Annotated in this window: 16 protein-coding genes; 7 read left to right on the top strand and 9 right to left on the bottom strand. The window is 69.5% G+C overall.

What is annotated here, in order from left to right:
* Positions 1-6: 6 nt before the first annotated feature.
* Positions 7-993, bottom strand: a complete 987-nt coding sequence (gene rfbB, locus E3T54_RS14735; protein WP_134476340.1) for a dTDP-glucose 4,6-dehydratase — start codon at positions 991-993, stop codon at positions 7-9.
* Between the two features lie 161 nt (positions 994-1,154).
* Between rfbB and E3T54_RS14740 the strand changes: the two genes are divergently transcribed.
* From E3T54_RS14740 to E3T54_RS14770, 7 genes are all read left to right on the top strand, one after another.
* Positions 1,155-3,389: a cell wall-binding repeat-containing protein gene (locus E3T54_RS14740; RefSeq protein ID WP_134476341.1), complete on the top strand. Its 2,235-nt coding sequence runs from the start codon at positions 1,155-1,157 to the stop codon at positions 3,387-3,389.
* A 113-nt stretch (positions 3,390-3,502) separates the two neighbouring features.
* Complete coding sequence (locus tag E3T54_RS14745; RefSeq protein WP_134476342.1) at positions 3,503-4,891, top strand: polysaccharide biosynthesis protein; 1,389 nt, start codon at positions 3,503-3,505, stop codon at positions 4,889-4,891.
* A gap of 8 nt (positions 4,892-4,899) precedes the next feature.
* The gene (locus tag E3T54_RS14750) at positions 4,900-5,730 is read left to right on the top strand and encodes an NAD(P)-dependent oxidoreductase (protein ID WP_166804934.1); all 831 of its coding nucleotides are present in this window, start codon (positions 4,900-4,902) and stop codon (positions 5,728-5,730) included.
* Positions 5,731-5,881: 151 nt separating this feature from the next.
* Positions 5,882-6,838 (top strand): glycosyltransferase, encoded by a 957-nt coding sequence (locus E3T54_RS14755; protein ID WP_134476344.1) that lies wholly within the window; start codon positions 5,882-5,884, stop codon positions 6,836-6,838.
* Positions 6,831-7,715 (top strand): glycosyltransferase, encoded by an 885-nt coding sequence (locus tag E3T54_RS14760; protein WP_241977249.1) that lies wholly within the window; start codon positions 6,831-6,833, stop codon positions 7,713-7,715. Before E3T54_RS14755 ends, E3T54_RS14760 begins: the two co-directional genes overlap by 8 nt.
* A 148-nt stretch (positions 7,716-7,863) precedes the next feature.
* A complete protein-coding gene (locus tag E3T54_RS14765) occupies positions 7,864-10,743 on the top strand; it encodes a hypothetical protein (RefSeq protein WP_134476345.1) in 2,880 nt (959 codons plus the stop codon).
* A 31-nt stretch (positions 10,744-10,774) separates the two neighbouring features.
* Positions 10,775-11,926: a glycosyltransferase family 4 protein gene (locus tag E3T54_RS14770; protein WP_166804935.1), complete on the top strand. Its 1,152-nt coding sequence runs from the start codon at positions 10,775-10,777 to the stop codon at positions 11,924-11,926.
* Here E3T54_RS14770 and E3T54_RS14775 read toward each other — a convergent pair.
* The 8 genes from E3T54_RS14775 to E3T54_RS14810 all read right to left on the bottom strand — a co-directional run bounded on the left by E3T54_RS14775 (position 11,898) and on the right by E3T54_RS14810 (position 21,340).
* Positions 11,898-12,917, bottom strand: a complete 1,020-nt coding sequence (locus E3T54_RS14775; protein ID WP_134476347.1) for a hypothetical protein — start codon at positions 12,915-12,917, stop codon at positions 11,898-11,900. The genes E3T54_RS14770 and E3T54_RS14775 overlap by 29 nt on opposite strands.
* Before the next feature lie 2 nt (positions 12,918-12,919).
* Entirely contained in the window at positions 12,920-14,209 is a 1,290-nt protein-coding gene (locus E3T54_RS14780) for a nucleotide sugar dehydrogenase (protein WP_134476348.1), read from the bottom strand.
* A 34-nt stretch (positions 14,210-14,243) separates the two neighbouring features.
* Positions 14,244-16,205 (bottom strand): DUF6541 family protein, encoded by a 1,962-nt coding sequence (locus tag E3T54_RS14785; protein WP_134476349.1) that lies wholly within the window; start codon positions 16,203-16,205, stop codon positions 14,244-14,246.
* A 25-nt stretch (positions 16,206-16,230) separates the two neighbouring features.
* Entirely contained in the window at positions 16,231-17,424 is a 1,194-nt protein-coding gene (glf, locus tag E3T54_RS14790; protein WP_134476350.1) for a UDP-galactopyranose mutase, read from the bottom strand.
* Positions 17,425-17,490: 66 nt separating this feature from the next.
* Positions 17,491-18,669 carry a glycosyltransferase family 4 protein gene (locus tag E3T54_RS14795; protein ID WP_134476351.1) on the bottom strand — a complete coding sequence of 393 codons (1,179 nt, stop codon included), beginning with the start codon at positions 18,667-18,669 and terminating at the stop codon, positions 17,491-17,493.
* A 3-nt stretch (positions 18,670-18,672) separates the two neighbouring features.
* On the bottom strand, positions 18,673-19,665 hold the full coding sequence (locus tag E3T54_RS14800; protein WP_134476352.1) for a Gfo/Idh/MocA family protein: 993 nt from the start codon (positions 19,663-19,665) through the stop codon (positions 18,673-18,675).
* A complete protein-coding gene (locus tag E3T54_RS14805) occupies positions 19,665-20,753 on the bottom strand; it encodes a DegT/DnrJ/EryC1/StrS aminotransferase family protein (RefSeq protein ID WP_134476353.1) in 1,089 nt (362 codons plus the stop codon). The genes E3T54_RS14800 and E3T54_RS14805 overlap by 1 nt, the downstream gene beginning before the upstream one ends.
* Positions 20,750-21,340 carry an acyltransferase gene (locus tag E3T54_RS14810; RefSeq protein WP_134476354.1) on the bottom strand — a complete coding sequence of 197 codons (591 nt, stop codon included), beginning with the start codon at positions 21,338-21,340 and terminating at the stop codon, positions 20,750-20,752. The genes E3T54_RS14805 and E3T54_RS14810 overlap by 4 nt, the downstream gene beginning before the upstream one ends.
* Positions 21,341-21,396: the final 56 nt, after the last annotated feature.

Here is a 21,396-nt window from a genome sequence, read left to right on the forward strand (position 1 = left end):
GCTCCATCAGTTCAGAGCCGCGCGGGCCTTGAGCGGTTCCCACCAGGCGCGGTTGTTCCGGTACCAGTCGACGACGTCGGCGAGGCCCTGCTCGAACGGGACCTCGGGCCGGTAGCCGAGTTCGGCCTGGATCTTATTGATGTCGACGGAGTAGCGCAGGTCGTGGCCCTTGCGGTCGGGCGCCCGGTCGACGTGCGACCAGCCCGTGCCGGTGGAGTCGAGCAGCAGCTGGGTGAGTTCGCGGTTGGTCAGTTCGGTGCCGCCGCCGATGTTGTAGATCTCCCCGGCGCGGCCGCCGACGAGCACCATCGCGATCGCGCGGGTGTGGTCGTCCACGTGCAGCCAGTCGCGGATGTTGAGGCCCTCGCCGTAGAGGGGCACGTGCAGGTCGTCGAGCAGGTTGGTGACGAAGAGTGGGATGACCTTTTCGGGGAAGTGGTACGGGCCGTAGTTGTTCGAGCAGCGGGTGATCGACACGTTCAGGACGTGGGTGCGGTGGTAGCTGCGGGCGAGCAGGTCGCTGGCGGCCTTCGACGCGGAGTAGGGGGAGTTGGGCTCCAGGGCTCGTTCCTCGTCCCAGGAGCCTTCCGCGATCGAGCCGTAGACCTCGTCGGTGGACACGTGCACGAACCGGGCCAGGTCGTGGCGGAGGGCGGCGTCCAGCAGCCGCTGGGTGCCGAGTACGTTGGTCTCGACGAAGATCGACGCGTCCGTGACGGACCGGTCGACGTGGGATTCGGCGGCGAAGTGCACGACGGCGTCGAGGCCGGGGAACAGGGTGTCCAGCAGCGCGGCGTCGCGGATGTCACCGTGCACGAACGAGTACCGGGGGGAGTCGAATACCGGGGCGAGGTTGTCCAGGTTGCCGGAGTAGGTGAGGGCGTCGAGCACGACCACCTCGGCGCCTTCGAGGCCGGGGTAGGCGTCCGCGAGGGTTCGCCTGACGAAGTTGGAGCCGATGAATCCGGCTCCGCCGGTGACCAGAATCCTCACGGGGAAGGCTGCTCTCTTTCGGGATGAAGGTTTTGCCGATTCTAGCTGGCCGGTTCGGCGGCAACCTGATGACACCAGAACGGGCGCTATCGCCCGCTGGCATTTACTGATTTACTTCTGGGAGCGCAGCAGGTGCTGCTCACGCAGGGGGAGCAGTACCGATGATGCACAGACCAGCCGCGCGGCGCCACGTCGCGATCCTGACCATGGCGATCCTGGGGCTCGGGTTGATCCCGACCGCGCCCGCCGCGCTCGCCGCCGCCCCGGCCGCGCCGCCTGCGGCCGAGGACTCGCTCACGGCCCTGGCCGGCGACGACACTGTCAGCCCCACGGATGTCCTGGGTGCCGCGCCGGCGGCTCGCCGGGGCGCACCATCCGACATCCCGGTGGCCGGGTACCTGCAGGGCGCGCACACGGTCGACGTGGCGGTCGTGACGCCGAGCGACTCGAACCCGCCGGCGCCGCTGCTGGCTGACGCCGGGGTGCGCGACCTGGTGGCGAAGACGGGCGCCTACTGGACGGCGCAGAGCAACAGACAGGTTCTCTCCCTGACGCCCAACGCCACGATCCGGCGCTACGCGAGCGGCTACAGCTGCAACGACGACCCCGGATGGCTCTGGGATGAGGCGGCAAAGCTCTTCGGCCGCAACGGCGAGTACTACGTGGCGGCGCAGGGGCACCACCTGCTGGTGCTCGTGCCGGAAGGCTGCGGCGGCGCCGGCGTCGGCACCATCGGAAGCTTCGACGCGGCGGTGAGCACGGCCAATGGAGGGATGATCTGGGCCCAACTGGTCGCTCCGGTCACCCTCGACATCGTCGCCCACGAGTTCGGCCACAACCTGGGGCTGGAGCACTCGAACACGCACGTGTGCCCTGACCCCTCGGTCATCGAGGGGATCTACTCGAAGGCGGACAACACGTACTCCGACGGCTGCGCGGACGAGGAGTACGGGGATCTCTACGACGTGATGAGCTCCGCCAACTCCATGAACTGGGACGGCACGGTCTACACCAACACGCGGCCGACCGCGCTCAACGTCACCCAGAAGGAACGGCTCGGCGCGCTGGTCCCGGGCGAGCTGCAGGGCATCACGCTGCCGGCCGGCACGGCCATCCAGGACACCCCGACGACGCTCGCGTCCACCGGCGCAGCCAGCGGCAGGCGGGCACTCAAGGCCACCGACCCGCTCACCGGCCAGGTGTACTACATCGATTTCCGCGGCGGCGGCGGTGCTGACGCCGGGTCGCTCTACGAAACCGGCTACATGAATTTCCTCGGCGTCGACATGGGCGTGCGGGTGCTCACCCGGCGCGCCGACCAGTCCTCGGTCGTGCTCCTGAACCCCGCCCCCGAGTTGGACGCCGTCAGCAGCAAGCTCTACCTCAAGCCGGGGCAGAGCCTGGCCACCCGCTCCGGCGGCCTGCGCGTGAGCGTGCAGTCCATCGCCGGCGGGCTGGCGTCGGTGACGGTCACCCTGTCGACGCCGGTCGCCCGCCTCTGGGGCGCCGACCGGTTCTCGGCGTCGGCGGACATCTCCAGGAAGAACTTCCCGGTCGGCGTGCAGGTGGCCTATGTCGCCAGCGGGCGGAACTTCCCGGATGCCCTGTCCGGCGCCCCGGTCGCCGCCGGCAAGGCCGCGCCCATCCTGCTGGTCGAGGCCGGCAGTATCCCGGCGTCGATCGCGACGGAACTGGCCCGGCTCAAGCCGGGGAGGATCGTCGTGCTCGGCGGATCGGGATCGGTGTCTGCCACGGTCCAGGCGAAGCTGCAGTCGTACACGGCCGGCACGGTCACCCGGCTGTGGGGTGCCGACCGGTTCTCAGCGTCGGCGGACATCTCGAACAAGAACTTCACCGCCGGGGTCTCGGTGGCCTACGTCACCAGCGGACGGAATTTCCCGGATGCCCTGTCGGGCGCCCCGGTCGCCGCGGGCCAGGGCGCGCCGATCCTTCTGGTCGAGGCCGGCAGCATCCCGGCGTCGATCGCCGCGGAACTCAAGCGGCTGAAGCCGGGCAGGATCGTCGTGCTCGGCGGCCCCGGCTCGGTCTCGACCACCGTCCAGGCGAAGCTGCAGTCGTACACGGCCGGCTCGGTCACCCGGCTGTGGGGAGCCGACCGTTTCTCGGCGTCGGCGGACATCTCGAAGCAGAACTTCCCGGTCGGGGTCGATGTCGCGTACGTCGCGAGCGGGCGGACCTTCCCGGATGCCCTGTCCGGCGCCCCGGTGGCCGCGGCCAAGGGCGCGCCGATCCTGCTGGTCGAGGCCGGCAGTATCCCGGCCTCGATCGCGACGGAGCTGAAACGCCTCCAGCCGAAGAGCATCATCGTGCTCGGCGGTCCGGGCTCGGTTTCCGCGCTCGTGGCGGCCCAGCTCGCCCGCTATGTCACCCCTTAGCGGGGGTCGCGAAATCGCCGCCGTGGCATGAGATGCCACGTGCAGGTCCGAGAGCTGACGATGCTATGCCCCCTCCCCGGGAGGCGCCCGGCGGGTGCTTGTAGAGTTGCGCAGTGAGTACTTTGCAGAAGAGCGACAGTCCCATCCTTATCGTCGGTCACGGGACTGCGGGCACGGCACTGGCCCGGAACATCGCCCTGCGCGGCGGCAACGTCGTGGGCTACCTGGATGACTCGTCCACCGCGCCCGAGGTTCTAGGCACGCTGCGCGATGTCAACGATGTCATCGCCGAACACCGCATTGCGACGGTGTACTTCGCGATCCCCTCGGTGGGGTCGAAGACGGTGCGCGACTTCATCAACAGCATCGCGACGGACGACATCGAGTTCGCGATCGTCCCCCGCACGTACAGCACGCTGACCCGCGAGACCGTCGACATCGAGGACCTCACCGACGTCGATGTGCTCGACCTCGTCGGGCGGGAGCCGGTCAAGCACGACCTGGAGTCCTCCCGCCGGTTCATCGCCGGCAAACGCGTCCTGGTGACCGGGGCGGCCGGGTCGATCGGCTCCCAGCTGGTGCGGCAGATCGCCGGGATGAACGCCGAGGCGATCGCCTGCGTCGACTGGTGGGAAAACGGCGTGTTCTTCCTCGGCCAGGACCTCGCCGCCCAGGAGAACATCGAATACCACATCGCCGACGTCAAGAACGAACCGCTCCTCGACGCCGTCATCGGTGATTTCAGGCCCGACATCATCTTCCACGCCGCCGCGTACAAGCACGTGCCGCTGATGCAGGCGAACCCGCTGGAAGCCATCAACAACAACGTGTGGGGCACCCTCAACCTCATGCGGCTGGCCATCGCGCACGCCGTTCCCAATTTCGTCTACGTGTCGACCGACAAGGCCGTCAACCCGGTCAATGTGATGGGTGCGACGAAGCGACTGGGCGAGATGACGATGGAAGCCCTCGCCAAGGGGTCGCACGGCACGACGTTCAACGCCGTGCGCTTCGGCAACGTCATCCAGAGCAACGGATCGGTCATGCAGATCTTCCGGAAGCAGATTTCCCGGAAGGCACCGCTCACGGTGACGCATGCCGATGTCACCCGCTTTTTCATGACCATCGACGAAGCCAGCCAGCTGATCATCCAGTCGGCCATGATGGGCAGCGACAGCGACATCTTCGTGCTCGACATGGGGGAGCCGGTGAAGATCCTCGACCTGGCGCGCAGCCTCGTCAAGGTCGTCGACCCGAGCCTTGAGATCGAGATCACCGGGCTCCGCCCGGGCGAGAAGATGTTCGAGGAACTCACCTACGAACCCGACAACGTGGGCACGACGAAGAATCCCAAGATCTTCGTCGTCCGCGACGAGATCGACTTCGACGAGTCAGCCTTCATCCGCTCCCTGGACGAGTTCCTCGTCCGGACCAGGGCGTACACGATCACGCCGGACCAGGCCGTCGACTTCCTGAAGCGGATGGGATTCGCGATCCAATGAAGGTGCTCGTGACGGGAGCACACGGTGCCATCGGCCGACGGCTCGTCGCGGCGCTGGGGCAGCGTCCCGGATTCAGCCCGGTTTCCCTGGTCTCGCCCCGGGCGGGCGGGGGGCCCGGCCAGGTCGCCGTGGACGTCGGCGATCCGTTCGCCTTCCGGGCCGTCCTGGCCGACGTGCGGCCCGACGCCGTCGTGCACCTGGCGGCACTGACCGGGGCGGCCTGCGACGTCGACCCGGAGCTGACCGAGGCCGTCAATGTGGGCTCCGCCGTGACGCTGGCCGAGGCCCAGCGCGACGCGGGAATCGGCCGCATCGTGTTCGTCTCGACGTCGGCCGTGTACGGCGACCAGTACGACCGGCCGGCCGATGAATCCGCGCCGCTCCGCCTTGGCACCAGCTACGCGAGCAGTAAACACCGGGCCGAACAGGCGCTCGCCGCGGCGACAACCGGCGACAGCGTCAGCCTGAGGGTTTTCAACATGTTCGGTCCGGGAACACCGAACTCCCTGGTCACCCGCTTGCTCGAGGCGACCCCGGATCGGCCGGTTCCCCTCCGCGGGCCGGACGACTTCGTCCGAGACTACGTTCACATTGACGACGTCGCGGCGGCGATCGTCTCGGCGCTGGCGGCGCCCCTCCCACAGCCGCATTCCGTCTTCAACATCGGATCCGGAATCGCAACGAGCAACCGCGACATCGTGCGCGCGCTCGGCTGCGACCCGGCCACCTACACGCTCGTCGACTCGCCGCCGAGCTACTCCGTCGCACGGATCGACCTGGCCCGCCGGTGGCTCGACTTCGAGCCCACCCGGACGGTCCTGGCGGGGCCACAGCCCTGATTCCGAACGGATCCCGCACGCACTCCGAAGGCGACGCCGGTGGGGCGCTGGCGACGCGCTGGTGAGGCGGGGGAGCGCGCACACAGCATTGCACGGCAAGATAGAGGGGTCCCCGCCCTGAGTTCCACCCCGAGTTCCTCCCCGAGAGCACATGCCTCCAGCACCCACCCCGCCGCGCGTCGTCGCGGTCGTCGTCGCCTACAACCGGCGCGACCTGCTCCTCGAAGTGCTCGACGCCCTTGCCCGGCAGGATACGGCGCTGGCCAGGATCGTCGTCATCGACAACGCGTCAACGGATGATTCCGCCGCCGTCGCCGCGGCGGCAGGGCCCCTCGTCGACCTGGTCGTGCTCGAGCGGAACACCGGCGGCGCCGGCGGGTTCGCAGCGGGCCTGGCCGTCGCCCTCGAACGGCACGCGCCGGACTGGGTATGGATGATGGACGACGACACGATTCCGACCGCGTCGGCGCTGACCGAGCTGCTGGCCGCCGTGTCCGGAACGGGCACGGTCGTGGCCGGGTCCCGCGTGATCTGGACCGACGGCACCGACCACCCGATGAACACGCCCCGCGAAAAACCGTTCGTTTCCCGGGCGGAGCGCACGGCCGCGGCCGACCGGGGCCTGCTCGCCGTGCGCAGCAGCTCCTTCGTCTCGATGCTGGTGCGCGCCGACGTCGTGCGCGCGGAGGGCCTGCCCCTGGCCGACTACTTCATCTGGAACGACGACTTCGAGTATTCGACCCGGCTGCTGCGCGGCCGCCGGGGCGTCTTCGTGCCCGGCAGCGTCGTCGTGCACAAGACGAAGGCGCTCGCCGCCACCGACATCGACCCCGGCCCCCGCTTCTACTACGAGGTGCGCAACAAACTCTGGATGCAGCGCGCGTCCCGGAGCCTCAACCCCGGGGAGAAGCTCGTCTACGGCGCGTCGACGCTGCGCCGGTGGGTGCGCACGTTCATCCGCTCGGCCGACCGCGCCGTGCTCAGGGACGGGCTCGCGCGCGGACTCGCCGACGGCCTGCGCACCCGACCGCGCCACAACGCTGTCTCCCTGGCCGGGCTCGGCCCGGTGACCGATGCCGTGCGTGCCCTCGAGGGGCCCCATGCCTGATGCCCCCATGACCGATGTCCCCGAGACTGGCACCTCCGTGCCCGGAGCATCCTTCTCGCTCCTGCTGCCCGTCTACCGCGGAGACACGGCGGCGCATTTCGCGAAGGCGTTCACCACCAGCGTGCAGGGACAGACGCTCCCGCCGAGTCAGGTCGTGATCGTGCAGGACGGTCCGATCGACGCGTCCCTGGCCGAGGAGATCGACCGCGTCCTGGCGGCAAGCCCGGTGCCGGTCCTGCACCACGTGCTCGAGCGCAACGTCGGCCTGGCGAAGGCGCTCACCGAGGGCCTCGCGCTCTGCGCGCACGACATCGTCGCGCGGATGGACGCCGACGACATCTCCCTGCCCGGACGTTTCGCCGCGCAGGTTCCCCTCATCGACGGCGGGCTCGACCTGGTCGGCACCGGGATGCTGGAGTTCCTCGACGAGGCCGGCCGGATCGTCGGCCGCCGGGTGCCGAGGACCGGACAGGCCGAGATCGAGCGGTACGCGCGGTTCCACGATCCGTTCAGCCACCCCACCGTGGTCTACCGCCGCTCGGCGGTCTCGGCGGCGGGCGGCTACCAGAGCCTCGGCATGATGGAGGACTACTGGCTGTTCGCCCGGATGATCGCGGCCGGCGCCCTCGTCGACAACATCCCGGACCCGCTGGTGATGTACCGCGTGGGCGACGGGGCCTACGCCCGGCGCGGCGGCCGCGCCCAATGGGACAGCGAGCTCATGCTGCAGAAGGCGCTGCGGCGCATCCGTTTCACCACTCGCGGCCAGTATCTGCGCAACGTCGCCGTGCGCGGTCTCTACCGGTATGTGCCGGAGCCGGTACGCCGTTTCGCGTATCGCAGATTCATCGCCCGCGGCGGCGCTCTCAGCGACTAAACAGCGTTCTCCCCGAACTGGGGGTAGACCCTGACCCCCTCTATTTGGCCCCCGGGTGGGGCGATCCAGCCGATCTCTGTGATGCTTCATAGGATCAGTCATTGCGCGCAACCCTGCGGCAATCGACCTTCGGGGGGAATCGTCCATCATGCGAACCACACTGCGACGCGTCGCGGCCAAATCGATCGGCCTCGTTGTCGCGGTGTCATTGCTGGTCTCCATCGGCTTCGTGGCCACTCCCGCGCAGCCCGCTGAAGCGGCCAACGGCGCCGATTTCAACCCCGGCATGATCATCAGCGACGCGATCTTCTACAACGGCCGCACCATGACCGCGGCCCAGGTGCAGACCTTCCTGAACGGGAAGGTTCCCAGCTGCTGGAGCGGCTACACCTGCCTGAAGAGCTACCGCGAGTCAACGACAAGCCAGACGGCCAAGAGCGAAGGCTGCGCGGCGTACGCCGGCCAGCTGAACGAAACCGCAGCCTCCATCATCGCCAAGGTCGGCGTGGCCTGCGGCATCAACCCCAAGGCCCTCCTCGTGCTGCTCGAGAAGGAGCAGGGTCTGGTCACGGGCACACACCCCACCGCCAGCATCTACCGCAAGGCCACCGGTTTCGGCTGCCCCGACACGTCCGTCTGCGACTCGCAGTATTACGGCTTCTTCAACCAAGTGTACCAGGCCGCCTACATGTTCAAGAAGTACCAGGCCCGACCCGCGTCCCGCGGTTACGTCGCCGGCCGGTACAACACCATCCTTTGGCACCCCAACTCCGCCTGCGGCAGCTCCTCCGTGTACATCCAGAACCAGGCCACCGCCGGCCTCTACATCTACACCCCGTACCGCCCCAACGCCGCGGCGCTGGCGAACATGTACGGCACCGGAAACTCCTGCTCCGCCTACGGCAACCGCAACTTCTGGCGCCTGTTCACCGACTGGTTCGGCTCGACCACGGGCGGCTACCCAACCTCGACCTCGCTGGCCAGCCTTGACTCGACCACCATCGGCCTGCTGGGCATGGCCACGGATGAGCCGGTCACATACCCCGACGGCGGCATCGGCCAGGCCTTCCAGTACGGCTGGGCCTACTGGCATTCCACGACCGGGGCGTTCCGCACCACGGCCAACGTGGGCCGTTCCTACATCGCCCTGAAGGGCCCCAACGGCGTCCTGGGCTACCCGATCACCAACCCGAAGACCGAGCCGGGTTCCGGCGCGAGCCAGGCCTTCCAGAAGGGCTGGCTGTATTACTCGCCGACAACGAGCATCCACGTGGTCTCCGGCCCGGTCGGTCGGTCGTACGCCACCCTGGGCGGTCCGGCCGGTGTGCTCGGCTTCCCGATCGCAGCACCGAAGGTCGAGCCGGGCGGCGGCGCGAGCCAGAACTTCCAGAAGGGCGCCCTGTACTGGTCGCCGACCACGAGCATCCACCGGCTCTCGGGGGCCATCGCCACGGCGTACAGCGCCCTCGGCGGTCCGGCCGGCGTGCTCGGGTACCCCCTGGCGGCGGAGGTCGTCGATTCTTCCGGTACCAGCAGCCAGCTGTTCCAGAATGGAACCCTGTACTCCTCGCCGACGCTCGGCGTGAAGTATGTCCTCACTGCGCTGGGCGACGAATACGCCAAGCTGGGCGGTGCGGCCGGAACCTACGGCCCGCCGACCGAGAACACGACCACGTACCCTGATGGCGGACAGGGGCAGCGCTTCCAGAAGGGCTGGCTCTACCTGTCGACGCCGACCGGGCTCGACGCCGTGGTTGGCAAGCTCGGCTACTCCTACGCGGCGCTCGGCGGCCCCGGCGGTCGCCTGGGCTATCCGTTGGCGGCGCAGAAGGCGGAACCCGGTAATGGGCTCAGCCAGGCGTTCGAGAAGGGCACCCTGTACTGGTCGCCCACGCGCGGCATCCACTACGTGCTGAAGCCGATGTCCGACCAGTACCTCACGGTCGGCGGCGTCGGCGGCACGTTCGGTCACCCGATCAGCAGCACGACGGTCTACCCCGACGGCGGGAACGGCCAGCGCTTCGTGGGCGGCTGGCTCTACTATGGGGAGGCGACCGGGCTCGACGCCGTCGTCGGCAAGATCGGCTACTCCTACGCGGCGCTCGGCGGCCCCGGCGGGCGCCTCGGTTACCCGCTGGCGGCGCAGAAGGCGGAACCCGGCAGCGGGCTCAGCCAGGCGTTCGAGAAGGGCACGCTGTACTGGTCGCCCACGCGCGGCATCCACTATGTGCTGAAGCCGATGTCGGACCAGTACCTCACGGTCGGCGGCGTCGGCGGCAGGTGGGGTCACCCGACCAGCAGCACGACGGTCTACCCCGACGGCGGGAACGGCCAGGCCTTCGTGGGGGGCTGGCTCTACTACGGGGCGGCGACCGGGCTCGACGCCGTCGTCGGCAAGATCGGCTACTCCTACGCGGCGCTCGGCGGCCCCGGCGGTCGCCTCGGCTATCCGCTGGCGGCGCAGAAGGCGGAACCCGGAAACGGGCTCAGCCAGGCCTTCCAGAAGGGCACCCTGTACTGGTCGCCCACGCGGGGCATCCACTATGTGCTGAAGCCGATGGCGGACCAGTACCTCACGGTCGGCGGGGTCGGCGGCAAATTCGGTCACCCGATCAGCAGCACGACGGTCTACAACGACGGCGGGAACGGCCAGCGGTTCGTGGGCGGCTGGCTGTACTACGGGGCCGCGAGCGGGCTCGACGCCGTGACCGGCATTGTCGGCGCGTCGTACTCCGCCCTCGGCGGGCCGAGTGGTGTGCTCGGTTACCCAGCCGCGGCCGGCAAGGTCGACGCAAAGGGCGGGACGAGCCAGGAGTTCGGCAACGGCTGGCTGGTCTGGTCGTCCGCGACCAGCATCGACCGGGTCGCCCGCGAAATCGGCGAGTACTACTACTCCAACGGCGGGCCGGCCGGCAAGCTGGGCTATCCGCTCGAGAGCACCAGGGTCGTCTCGCCCGGGGTGCTCGAGCAGGCGTTCCAGGGCGGACGCGTCCGGTGGACGACGGCAGGAGGAGCGGTCACGTTCTGAGTTGATCGGACGGCGGCATAGGATGGGCGGGGTGTCCACTCCACCCCGCATCCTCTGCATTTCGTTCTCGAATTTCCTTGCCGACTCCCGCGTGCTTCGGCAGCTGGAGGTCCTGCGGAAATTCGGTTCGGTGACGACGATCGGGTACGGCGAGGCCCCGCCCGGCGTCGCCGAGCACATCCGGGTCGACTCCGCACTGCCGTCCCTGCCGCAGACCCCGCTGGGGGTGCTCAAGCTCGCCGTCAGGGCCTACCGCTCGGTCGTGCTGGACGCCCCGGCGATGCAGAGCGCTCTGAAGCTCCTGCACGGCCGCGAGTTCGACCTGATTGTCGCCAACGAGGCGCGGGCGCTTCCGCTGGCGCATCGGATCGCCCAGGGCGCACCGGTCTGGGGCGATATGCACGAATGGGCTCCGGAGGAACGCACCCACGTGCTGTCCTGGCGTCTCCTCGTGGCCCCGTTCATGACCTGGGTCTGCGCCCGGTACCTGCCGGGCACGACGGTCGTGTCGACGATCAACGGCTCGATCGCGAAGCTCTACGAGGAGCAATTCGGGGTGCAATCGCGCATCGTGAGGAACGCCATCGGGTTCCAGGACCTGTCGCCGTCCCCGATGCAGGAGGGGCGCATCCGCCTGGTGCACAGCGGCGGCGCCGTTCCAGGGCGGAGCATCGAAACCCTGATCGAGGCCACCAAACGCCTCGACGACCGCTTCACCCTCGACCTCTACCTGGTGAAGGCGCGCGGCAGCGACAGCTACTGGAACTCGCTCGTCGCCCTGGCCTCCGAGTCGGACCGCGTGCACGTGCACGACCCGGTGGCGCCCGCCGACCTGCCGCGCGTGCTCAACGCCTACGACGTGGGCGTCTTCGTGCTGCCGCCGCGCACCACCAACCACAGGCTCATGCTGCCGAACAAGTTCTTCGACTTCGTGCAGGCGCGGCTGGCCCTGGTCTTCAGCCCCGCGGTCGAGACGGATGTCCTGCTCCGCGAACACGACCTCGGCCGCCTGACGGCGGGCTTCAGCGTCGACGACCTCGTCGCCGTGCTGCGTGACCTGACCGAGCAGGACGTCGCCCGGTACAAGGCGAACGCGCACCGTGCGGCCGAAGTGCTCAACTCGCGCGAAGACGAGCGGGCCCAGGAGCAGATCCTTACCGAGCTGCTCGCCCCCGTGCACTGACGACGAGGGTCGGATAGAGCGCGGCCAGCCGCCGGTAGGCGAGCTCGGTCTCGTGGGTGCGGGCAATCCACGCGGGGCCCGCCTTCGTGTCCCGGATGCCCGCGGCGAGGTCCGAGACCAGCGCGGCGGCCACGGCCTCGGCGTGCTCGAACGCGTCGGCGCCTCCGCCGACGGGCGGGGCGTCCGGGTAGAGCCCGGGCCGGAGCGGAACATAGACCGGCACGCCGATGCCGAGGGCCTCGAGCTCGCTCGACCCGATCATGCCGGCGCTCTGGCCGACCACCGCCGCGGACGCGGCCATGAAGTCGAGGTACCGATCGTGCGGCATCCGCGGCACGAGGCTCACGCCGGCCGCGCGGGCCGCATCGGCGCCGGGCCCCCAGTCGAGGCCGGTGACCTCGTACCCCGGCGGGAGGCCGCGAACGAGCTCCCGAGCGACGGCGAGGGCATACTCGAGCCCCTTGACGTCTTCCCAGCGGGAGCAGAAGAAGACCCGGCGCTCGGGGGCCTCGGCCGGTGCGGGCAGCGCCGACAGGGTCACGGGCACCGGGAGGTAGATCGCGTCGGGGCGGTGCGGCAGGATGTGCTCGGCCAGGTCGGGCGTCGAGTAGACCACGGCCCGCGCCTTTCGCACCCCCCAGAGGATGGAATCGCGCCAGGCCGGGTCGTACTGCAGGGTGCGGATGTCGGTTCCGTGCAGGTGCAGCACGAACGGCTTGGGCACGAACCGGGTGTGCTTGAGCATCGCCCCCGAGTGCACGTGCAGCAGGTCCACCCGGGCCGCCGCCAGGGCGAGCCGGGCCACCCAGGCCGCCCCGCGCGCGGCGAAGCGGAGGCGGCCGATCGGGCCCGACCACCCCGGGTCGGCGACCGCCCTGGGGAAGAAACGCCAGGGCTGGCCGTCGCGCGCGGCGCGCTCGAGGATGCGCTGCCCCGTGAACGCGGCATCGTTCACGTAGAGCACGCGCACCTTCGGCTGGGCCGCGCCCACGGTTACGGCCGCCCGATGACCCGGTAGGTCACGCCGGCCCAGGCCTCGGCCGAGCTGACCCGCCGGCCGTCGATGAACGCGGTGATTCCGGGCAGGTCGGCGGCGCCGAGCGTGCGGTACTGGGCGTGGTCCGCCTGCACCACGGCGGCGTCGACGGGCTCGCCGAGGTGGTACGGGGTGAACCCGAGGGACACGAGCTCGGAGTCGTCGTAGAGGGGGTCGTGCACAAGCACCTCGGCGCCGCGGGACTCGAGGGCCTTCACGGTGTCGAACACACCGGAGAAGGCGGTCTCCTTCACGCCGCCGCGGTAGGCGGCTCCGAGCACGACCACGCGAGCGCCGCGCACGTCGCCGTAGGCGCCCTCGAGCAGGCCGATGGTGTACTCGGGCATGGCCAGGTTCGCCTCGCGGGCGGCCCGCACGACCGTGGCATCCGGGTCGTTCCAGAGGTAGAGGCGCGGGTACACGGGGATGCAGTGTCCGCCGACGGCGATGCCGGGCTGGTGGATGTGGCTGAACGGCTGCGAGTTGGAGGCTTCGATCACCTTGTAGATGTCGATCCCGGACTTCTGGGCGAAGCGGGCGAACTGGTTGGCCAGGCCGATGTTCACGTCGCGGTACGTGGTTTCGGCGAGCTTGGCCAGCTCGGATGCCTCGGCGGAGCCGAGGTCCCAGACACCGTTCGGGCGGGGGAGCTCGGGGCGCGGGTCGAAGTCGAGCACCGCTTCGTAGAACTCGATCGCCCTGGCCGTGCCGGCGTCGGACAGGCCGCCGATGAGCTTCGGGTACTTGCGGAGGTCCTCGAAGATCCGGCCGGTCAGCACGCGCTCCGGGGAGAACACGAGGTGGAAGTCGCTGCCCTCGGTGAGGCCGGAGATTTCCTCGAGCATGGGCTTCCAGCGGTTGCGGGTCGTGCCGACGGGGAGGGTGGTTTCGTAGGCGACCAGGGTTCCCGGCGTCAGGTGCTCGCTGAGCGAGCGGGTTGCGGCGTCCATCCAGCCGAAGTCGGGGCGCGCGTCGGCGTCCACGAAGAGGGGAACGACGAGCACGACGGCGTCGGCGCCGGTGACGGCATCCGCATAGTCGGTCGTGGCCCGGAGCTGGCCGGCGGGGACCAGCTCGGAGAGAAGCTCCTGGAGGTGCGCCTCGCCGGGGAACGGCTCCTGGGCGGCGTTGACGAGTTCGACGGTGCGGGGGTTGACGTCGACCCCGACCACCTCGTGGCCCTTGGACGCGAACTGGACGGCGAGGGGCAGGCCGATCTTGCCCAGCGCGATGACGGCGATCTTCACAGGAATTCTCTCTTCTTCTCTCACTGTCCCCGGGTTACGGGGCAGTGCATCCGGTTACTTCGTACAGTTTCAAGCCAGCGTCCTCGGCGACAACCGTGAGCACGCTGGAGTCTTCGACGGCGGTGATGCCACCGTACTGGTCGGCCCGCTCGTCTTCGGCGAAGACGTACCGGTCACCGAAGTCGAGCACGTAGTCGACGCCGAGGGCGGCGGCGGCGGCACAGGCGGCCGGGGTGCCCTGGGCCAGGCCTTCGGCGAGGGCGCGGTACGACTGGGGGTAGCTGCCGCCGACGTGCGGGAAGAGGGCGGCGCGGCCGGTGTACGCGTAGACCAGCGAACTGCCGTTCCACGGGTTGCCGGCGATGACGCCGCCCTCGGGCACGATCCGGCCGACCTCGGCGAGGAAATCCCGTTCCGCGGTGCCGAGCAGGGGACTCGTGTCGCTCATCCGGTAGGTCGCCGCCAGGTTGGAGCGCGCGGCCTGGATGTTGCCGAGCTGGGTGCCGGCCACCGCGATGGCCACCAGGGCGACGGCCACGGCGGCCGAGACGCCGCGGGTGGCGGCCGGGGTCCGGCTTCCGGGCAGTATACGATCCGCCCCGCGCTGCGCGAAGCGGATGATCGCGAGCAGTCCCTGCACGGCCAGGGGCACCGCGACAATGGGCAGGAGCGCGGCGAGGCGGAAGGAGTCGTTGTACCAGAGACCGGTGATCGCGTCGCGGAGAGCGCCCTCGGGGCCGCCGTTCGCGACGGCGAACAGCAGCACGGCGACGGCCCAGGAGGCGCTGAGCCAGAGGAGGCGTCGACGGAACAGGGTGATGACCACGCCGGTGAGCACGACGATGGACGCGGCGAAGCCGAGGGTCAGGTTGCCGGGACCGGCCAGGGCGGCCTCGGCGATCGAGACCAGGAACGGCCGGTCGGGCAGCCAGGCGTTGTCGCTGGTCGCGACCCGGGTCCAGAGGAAGGCTTCGAGGGCGAATGCGGCCGCCAGGGCAACGACGGCAGCCAATATCGGGCCGCCGGAGCGGGGTTCCCGGCGACGGCGACGCACGAAGACGACGCAGGCCTGCACGAGCAGCGGCGCGCTCAGGGCGAAGAGACTGAACAGGGCGTTCGGGTGGGCGATGCTCATCCCCAGCACCACCCAGGCGGTGAGCAGCCACAGCGCCACCGGCTTCAGCGTGGCGGCCGAGTCCTGCCTCAGCGCCATGACCAGGAGCCCGAGAGCGATCGGGACCAGCGCGACCGCGAGCAGGTTGGGGTAGAGCACCCCGAAGCCCAGCAGCACGATCGGGAACGACGCGAAGGCCGCGCTCATGGCCCCGGTCAGCACCAGGGCGAGGTGCCCAGGGCCGAAGAGCGCCCTGGCCAGGAAGATGCAGGCCACAGGCCAGACGAACGCCGCAGTGGCCACGGCGACGGCGTTCGTGGCCACCACGACCCCGGCGCCGGTGAGCTGCACCACGAGGGCGACGATGGCGTGCCACGGCGTCGGGTAGAAGGAACCGCTCGAACCGGGGGTCGACATCGTCATGTTGATCGGTGACGCGTCCCCGGTGTCGAGCACCCACTGCACCGCATTGAGGTGGAAGATCGCGTCGTAGGTTTGCGACGGGGTGTCCGCCTGAACGATGGCGGGCAGCACCGAGAAGGCGACCAGGGTGCCGCCGAGGGCGACGGCTGCCAGGCTCCAGCCGAAGACCGAGCCCCACTCCCGGGGCCCCGGGAGCGGCGGCAGCACGAAGAAGCGGCGCAGCGCGAACCCGATCGCGGCCAGCGGCAGGGAGACCAGGAACGGGGCCAGGAGGTTCCAGGGCAGCCCGACCAGGGGCGCAACGACCGAGGAGAGCGCCACCGCCGACACGGAGCTCGCGACGCTCAGGCCGAGGAATGTGATGCCCCGCGCGCCGACCGCCCACGCGAACGGCGCGCCGATCAGCACGACCGTCAGCACGGCCACGGTCAGCGCGGGGATCGCCTCAAACCAGCTCACGAGTCACGCCTCCGGCCGCGCCGGGTCACTCGTCGTCGCCGGCCGAACCGGACTGCAGCGCCGCCGTTCCCGCGAAATGCGGGCGAAGCTTGTTCTCGAACATCGTCAGGGCCGACCCGATGGCCATGTGCATGTCGAGGTACTTGTAGGTACCCAGGCGGCCGCCGAAGAGCACATCCTTCTCGGCCTTGATCGCGGGGCGGTAGGCCAGGAGCCGCTCGCGGTCCTCGACGGTGTTGATCGGGTAGTACGGCTCGTCGCCGCTCTGGGCGAAACGAGAGAACTCGCGCATGATCACGGTCGCGTCGCGCGGGTAGTCGCGTTCGGGGTGGAAGTGCCGGAACTCGTGGATGCGCGTGTACGGCACATCGAGGTCGGGGTAGTTCATCACGCTGGTGCCCTGGAAGTCTCCGGTCGGCAGCACCTCCTCTTCGAAGTCGAGGGTGCGCCAGGACAGCTCGCCCTCGGAGAAGTCGAAGTAACGGTCGATCGGGCCGGTGTAGACGACGGGAACCTGGCCGGCGACGTTGTTCTTGCTGAACTCCTGCGAGTCGTCGAAGAAGTCCGTGTCGAGCCTCACATCGATCTTCGGGTGGTCGGCCATCCGCTCGAGCCAGGCGGTGTAGCCGTCGACCGGGAGGCCTTCGTGCGTGTCGTTGAAGTAGCGGTTGTCGTAGGTGTAGCGCACCGGCAGCCGGGAGATGATCTCGGCCGGCAGGTCCTTGGGGTCGGTCTGCCACTGCTTCGCCGTGTAGTTTTTGATGAACGCCTCGTAGAGGGGACGCCCGATCAGTGAGATGCCCTTGTCGTTGAGGTTCTCCGGGTTGGTGCCGGCGAACTCGGCCGACTGCTCCCGGATGAGCGCGCGCGCCTCGTCCGGGCCGTAGGACGAGCGGAAGAACTGGTTGATCGTGCCGAGGTTGATCGGCATCGGGTACACCTCGCCCTTGTGGCTCGTGTACACCTTGTGCTGGTAGTTCGTGAAGGCGGTGAACCGGTTCACGTACTCCCACACCCGCTCGTTGGAGGTGTGGAAGAGGTGCGAGCCGTAGCGGTGCACCTCGATGCCGGTCTGGGGCTCGTTCTCGCTGTACGCATTGCCGCCGATGTGGCTGCGCCGGTCGATGACGGTGACGTTCAGGCCGAATTCGCGGGCACAGCGTTCGGCGATGGTGAGGCCGAAGAAGCCGGACCCGACGACGACGAGGTCGGTATTCACAAGACTCTCCATGGATCGGGGGACATTACAGGATACGTGGCGGGCGCGTGGGGAATGCCTGAATGGTCACGACAGCCCGCCCCCGGTGAGCACGGCTTCGGCGGCCAGGTTGCCGACGGCGCGGAGGGAGGCGTTCTGTTCGGTCCAGGCCACGCGGTGCGCGCGCAGGCGGGCGGCTTCCCCGGACTGGTGCGCTTCGAGGGCGCGGATCATCGCGTCGCCGACGGCGTCGACCGTGAACTCGGCGTGTTCGCCCAGCCCGTTGTCGCGCACCAGGGCGGCGCCGCTGCCCACGCCGGCGAAGACGACGGCGGTGCCGCAGGCGGCCGCGGCGTACGTCTTGGTGGGCCGGGCGAAGTCATAACCCAGGCCCGGGGCGATGCTCACCAGGGCCGCGGCGGCCCCGCGGAGCCAGGTGGCCGCCTCGCTCGGCGCAATCACACCGCCGAAGAACACGCTTCCCGGCGCGAGTTCGGCGGCTCGCCGGCGCAGCTCGGCCTCGGATGCGCCCTGGCCGAAGAAGCGCAGCTGAGCGTCCGGGAACCGCGCGAGCACCCGCGGCATCGCGCGCACGAAGATGTCCGCGCCCTGCCATTCCGACATCGTGCCGGTGTAGATCAGGTAGGGGTGTGTGCTCTCGGCGACGGGTCCGTCGGGGGTGAAGACCGTGGTGTCGACGCCATTGCCGACGGTGGCGATCTTCGCGGCGTCGACGCCGAACTCGCGGATCCGCACGGTGACCTCGTCGGAGATCGACAGCACCGTGGAGGCGTGGCGCATCACATGGCCCTCGAAGGCGCGCATGAGCGAAATCACCAGTCGCGGCGACTTGAGCGCGGTCAGGCCATCGGTCCAGATGTCCGCCGCGTAGTACGCGTACGGGCGGCGCTTGAGCCTGCTGATCACGGACACGACCGCTCCCGTTGTCGGGGGCGCCTCCGACACGGCGATGTCGTACCGGGACACGAGCAACCGCAGCACGAGCGGGATGTCGAAGCTCAGGTACTGCAGGTACCCGCGCACGTTGCCGCCGGCGTCGCGCAGCACGGGGAAGCGCGACAGTTCGAGGTCGTCGCGGTCAGCGGCCGCGGTCGGGGCCGTGGCCGGCGGGGTCGTCGTGATGACGCGCACCCGGCAGGAGCGGCGAAGGAATCCCGAGGCAAGTTCGTTCAGGCGGAATGCGCCCGCACTGACCTCCGGCGGGAACAGCCGCGTGGCGATGACCACACGTGTAGGTTTCGCCATGGCTCAGTCCGTCAGCAGACGAGTTTCTCCCGTGATCGCCGACTCGACGACCGCTTCGGCCACGCGCAGCGTCGCAAGACCCTCGCGCATGGTGACGATGTTCTGGGAGATGCCGAGGATCGCGTCGCGGAACGCCTCGTGTTCGGAGCGGAGCGGCTCCCTCTTGGTCAGGGCGAAGCGGGTCATCGACCCCTCCGTGACGCCGCGGAACGCCGCGACGGACTCCCACTCGGTGTTGATGGTGCCGTTCGCGAAGAACGTGAGGTCGGCGCTGAGGGTGTCGGCGACGAACGATCCGCGCTCGCCCGTGACCACGGTGACTCGCTCCTTGAGCGGAGAGAGCCAGTTGACGATGTGGTTGGTGATGATGCCGTTGGCGAGCTGACCGATCGCGGACACCATGTCCTCGTGCGGGCGGCCGCTGCGCGTCGTGGTGTGGGCGGACACACTGCGGTACGGCGACTGCGCGAGCCAGGCGGTCAGGTCGATATCGTGCGTGCCGAGGTCCTTGACCACGCCCACGTCGGCGATGCGGGCCGGAAAGGGGCCCTGCCTGCGGGTGGCGATCTGGTAGATGTCACCGAGCTCGCCGGCGGCCAGGCGGCGGCGCAGGTCCTGCAGGGCGGGGTTGAAGCGCTCGATGTGGCCGACGGCACCGACCAGCCCGCGCTGCTCGAACGCGGCGGCGATGCGTTCCCCGGCGTCGCCGGTGCTCGCGATCGGCTTCTCGACCAGGGTGTGCACCCCGGCGTCCGCCAGTTCGAGCGCGACGGCTTCGTGGTAGCCGGTCGGCACGGCCACGACCGCGGCGTCGATGCCCGCGGCGATGAGTTCGGTGACCGTGGGCAGCACGGCGAGGCTGCCGCCGACGCCGTGCGGGTCACCCTGGGGGTCGGCGATGGCGACCAGGTCGACGCCGTCGAGCTCCCGGATGACGCGGGCGTGGTGGCGGCCCATCATGCCGAGGCCGATGAGTCCGATGCGGAGGTTGGCCATTATGATCCTGCCTTCGCAAGTGAGTTGACGGCGGTGACGATGCGCTCCAGGTCGTCTTCGGACAGCGACGGATGCACCGGCAGGGAGAGCACCTCGCGGGAGGCCCGCTCGGTCTCGGGCAGATCGCAGACGAGGTTGAACGAGGGCAGGCGGTGGTTCGGGATCGGGTAGTACACCCCGGATCCGATGTTGAATTCCTCGCGCAGCGCGGCGGCGAATCCGTCACGGTCGTCGGTGACCCGGATCGTGTACTGGTGGTAGACGTGCGTGATGCCGGGCCCGACGAGGGGAGTCTTCACACCCTCGAGGTTCGCGTCGAGGAACGCGGCGTTCCGCTGCCGGGTCGCGGTCCAGCCGAGCACCTTGCGCAGCTGCACGCGGCCGATGGCGGCGTGGATGTTCGTCATCCGCGCGTTGAAGCCGACGAGTTCGTTCTCGTACTGCTTCTCCATGCCCTGGTTGCGGAGCAGCCGCAGGCGCCGTTCGACCTCGGGGTCGCCGGTCGAGACCATGCCGCCCTCGCCGCTGGTCATGTTCTTCGTCGGGTAGAGGCTGAACATCCCGAACGTCCCGAAGGTGCCGACCTTCCGGCCGTCGACGGCGGCGCCGTGCGCCTGCGCGGCGTCTTCGAACAGGCCGAGGCCGTGTTCGGTGGCGAGGTCGCCGAGGGCGGCGACGTCGGCCGGGTGCCCGTACAGGTGCACCGGCATGATGCCGACGGTGCGCGGGGTGATCTTCCGCGCCACGTCCTTCGGGTCCAGGCAGAAGTGATCGGGTTCGATGTCGGCGAAAACGGGGGTGGCACCGGTCAGGGCGACCGAGTTGGCGGTGGCCGCGAACGTGAAGGAGGGCACGATGACCTCGTCGCCGGGGCCGACGCCGGCGGCGAGGAGGCCGAGGTGCAGTCCGGAGGTGCCGGAGTTCACGGCGACCGCGGCGCGGCCGTCGAGGAGCACGTCAGAGAACTCGCGTTCGAATTCGGCTACCTCGGTGCCCTGGGCGAGCATGCCGGACAGGAGCACGGCGTCGACCGCGGCGCGCTCTTCGTCGCCGATGATCGGGCGTGCGGCCGGGATGAATTCGGTCATGACTGTGCCTCTCGCAATGCGTTGTTCTCTTCGATGTAGCGGGTGCCGGTCTCCGGGCAGACCCACGCGTCGGCGTCCTGGACGAGGGGAACCCCCGCCTTGCCGACCCAGCGGATGCGCCGCGCCGGGACGCCGGCGACCAGCGCGAACGCCGGGACGTCCCTGGTGACGACCGCGCCGGCGGCGACGGTGGCCCAGCGGCCGATGGTGACCGGGGCCACACAGACCGCGCGGGCGCCGATCGAGGCCCCCTCCTCGATGGTGACCCCGACCGGGGTCCAGTCGTGGGCGCTCTTGAGCGACCCGTCGGGGCTGATCGCCCGCGGGTAGGTGTCGTTGGTGAGCACGACGGCCGGGCCGATGAACACGCCGTCGGCCAGGGTCGCGGGCTCGTACACCAGCGCGTAGTTCTGCACCTTGCAGTTGTCGCCCATGGTCACGCCGGTGCCGATGTAGGCGCCGCGTCCGACGATGCAGTTGTCGCCCATCCGAACGTCTTCGCGCACCTGGGCCAGGTGCCAGACCTTGCAGTCCTCGCCGAGGACGGCGTTGTCGGCGACATCAGCGGTTGCGGCAATGGTAGTCACGGAGAGGAATCCTTTCACGGCGCTTTCGCGGCACCGTTCACTGGTTTTTTTGAGGC

This window comes from Cryobacterium sp. Sr8 (genome assembly GCF_004403225.1).
Classification (GTDB): domain Bacteria; phylum Actinomycetota; class Actinomycetes; order Actinomycetales; family Microbacteriaceae; genus Cryobacterium; species Cryobacterium psychrotolerans.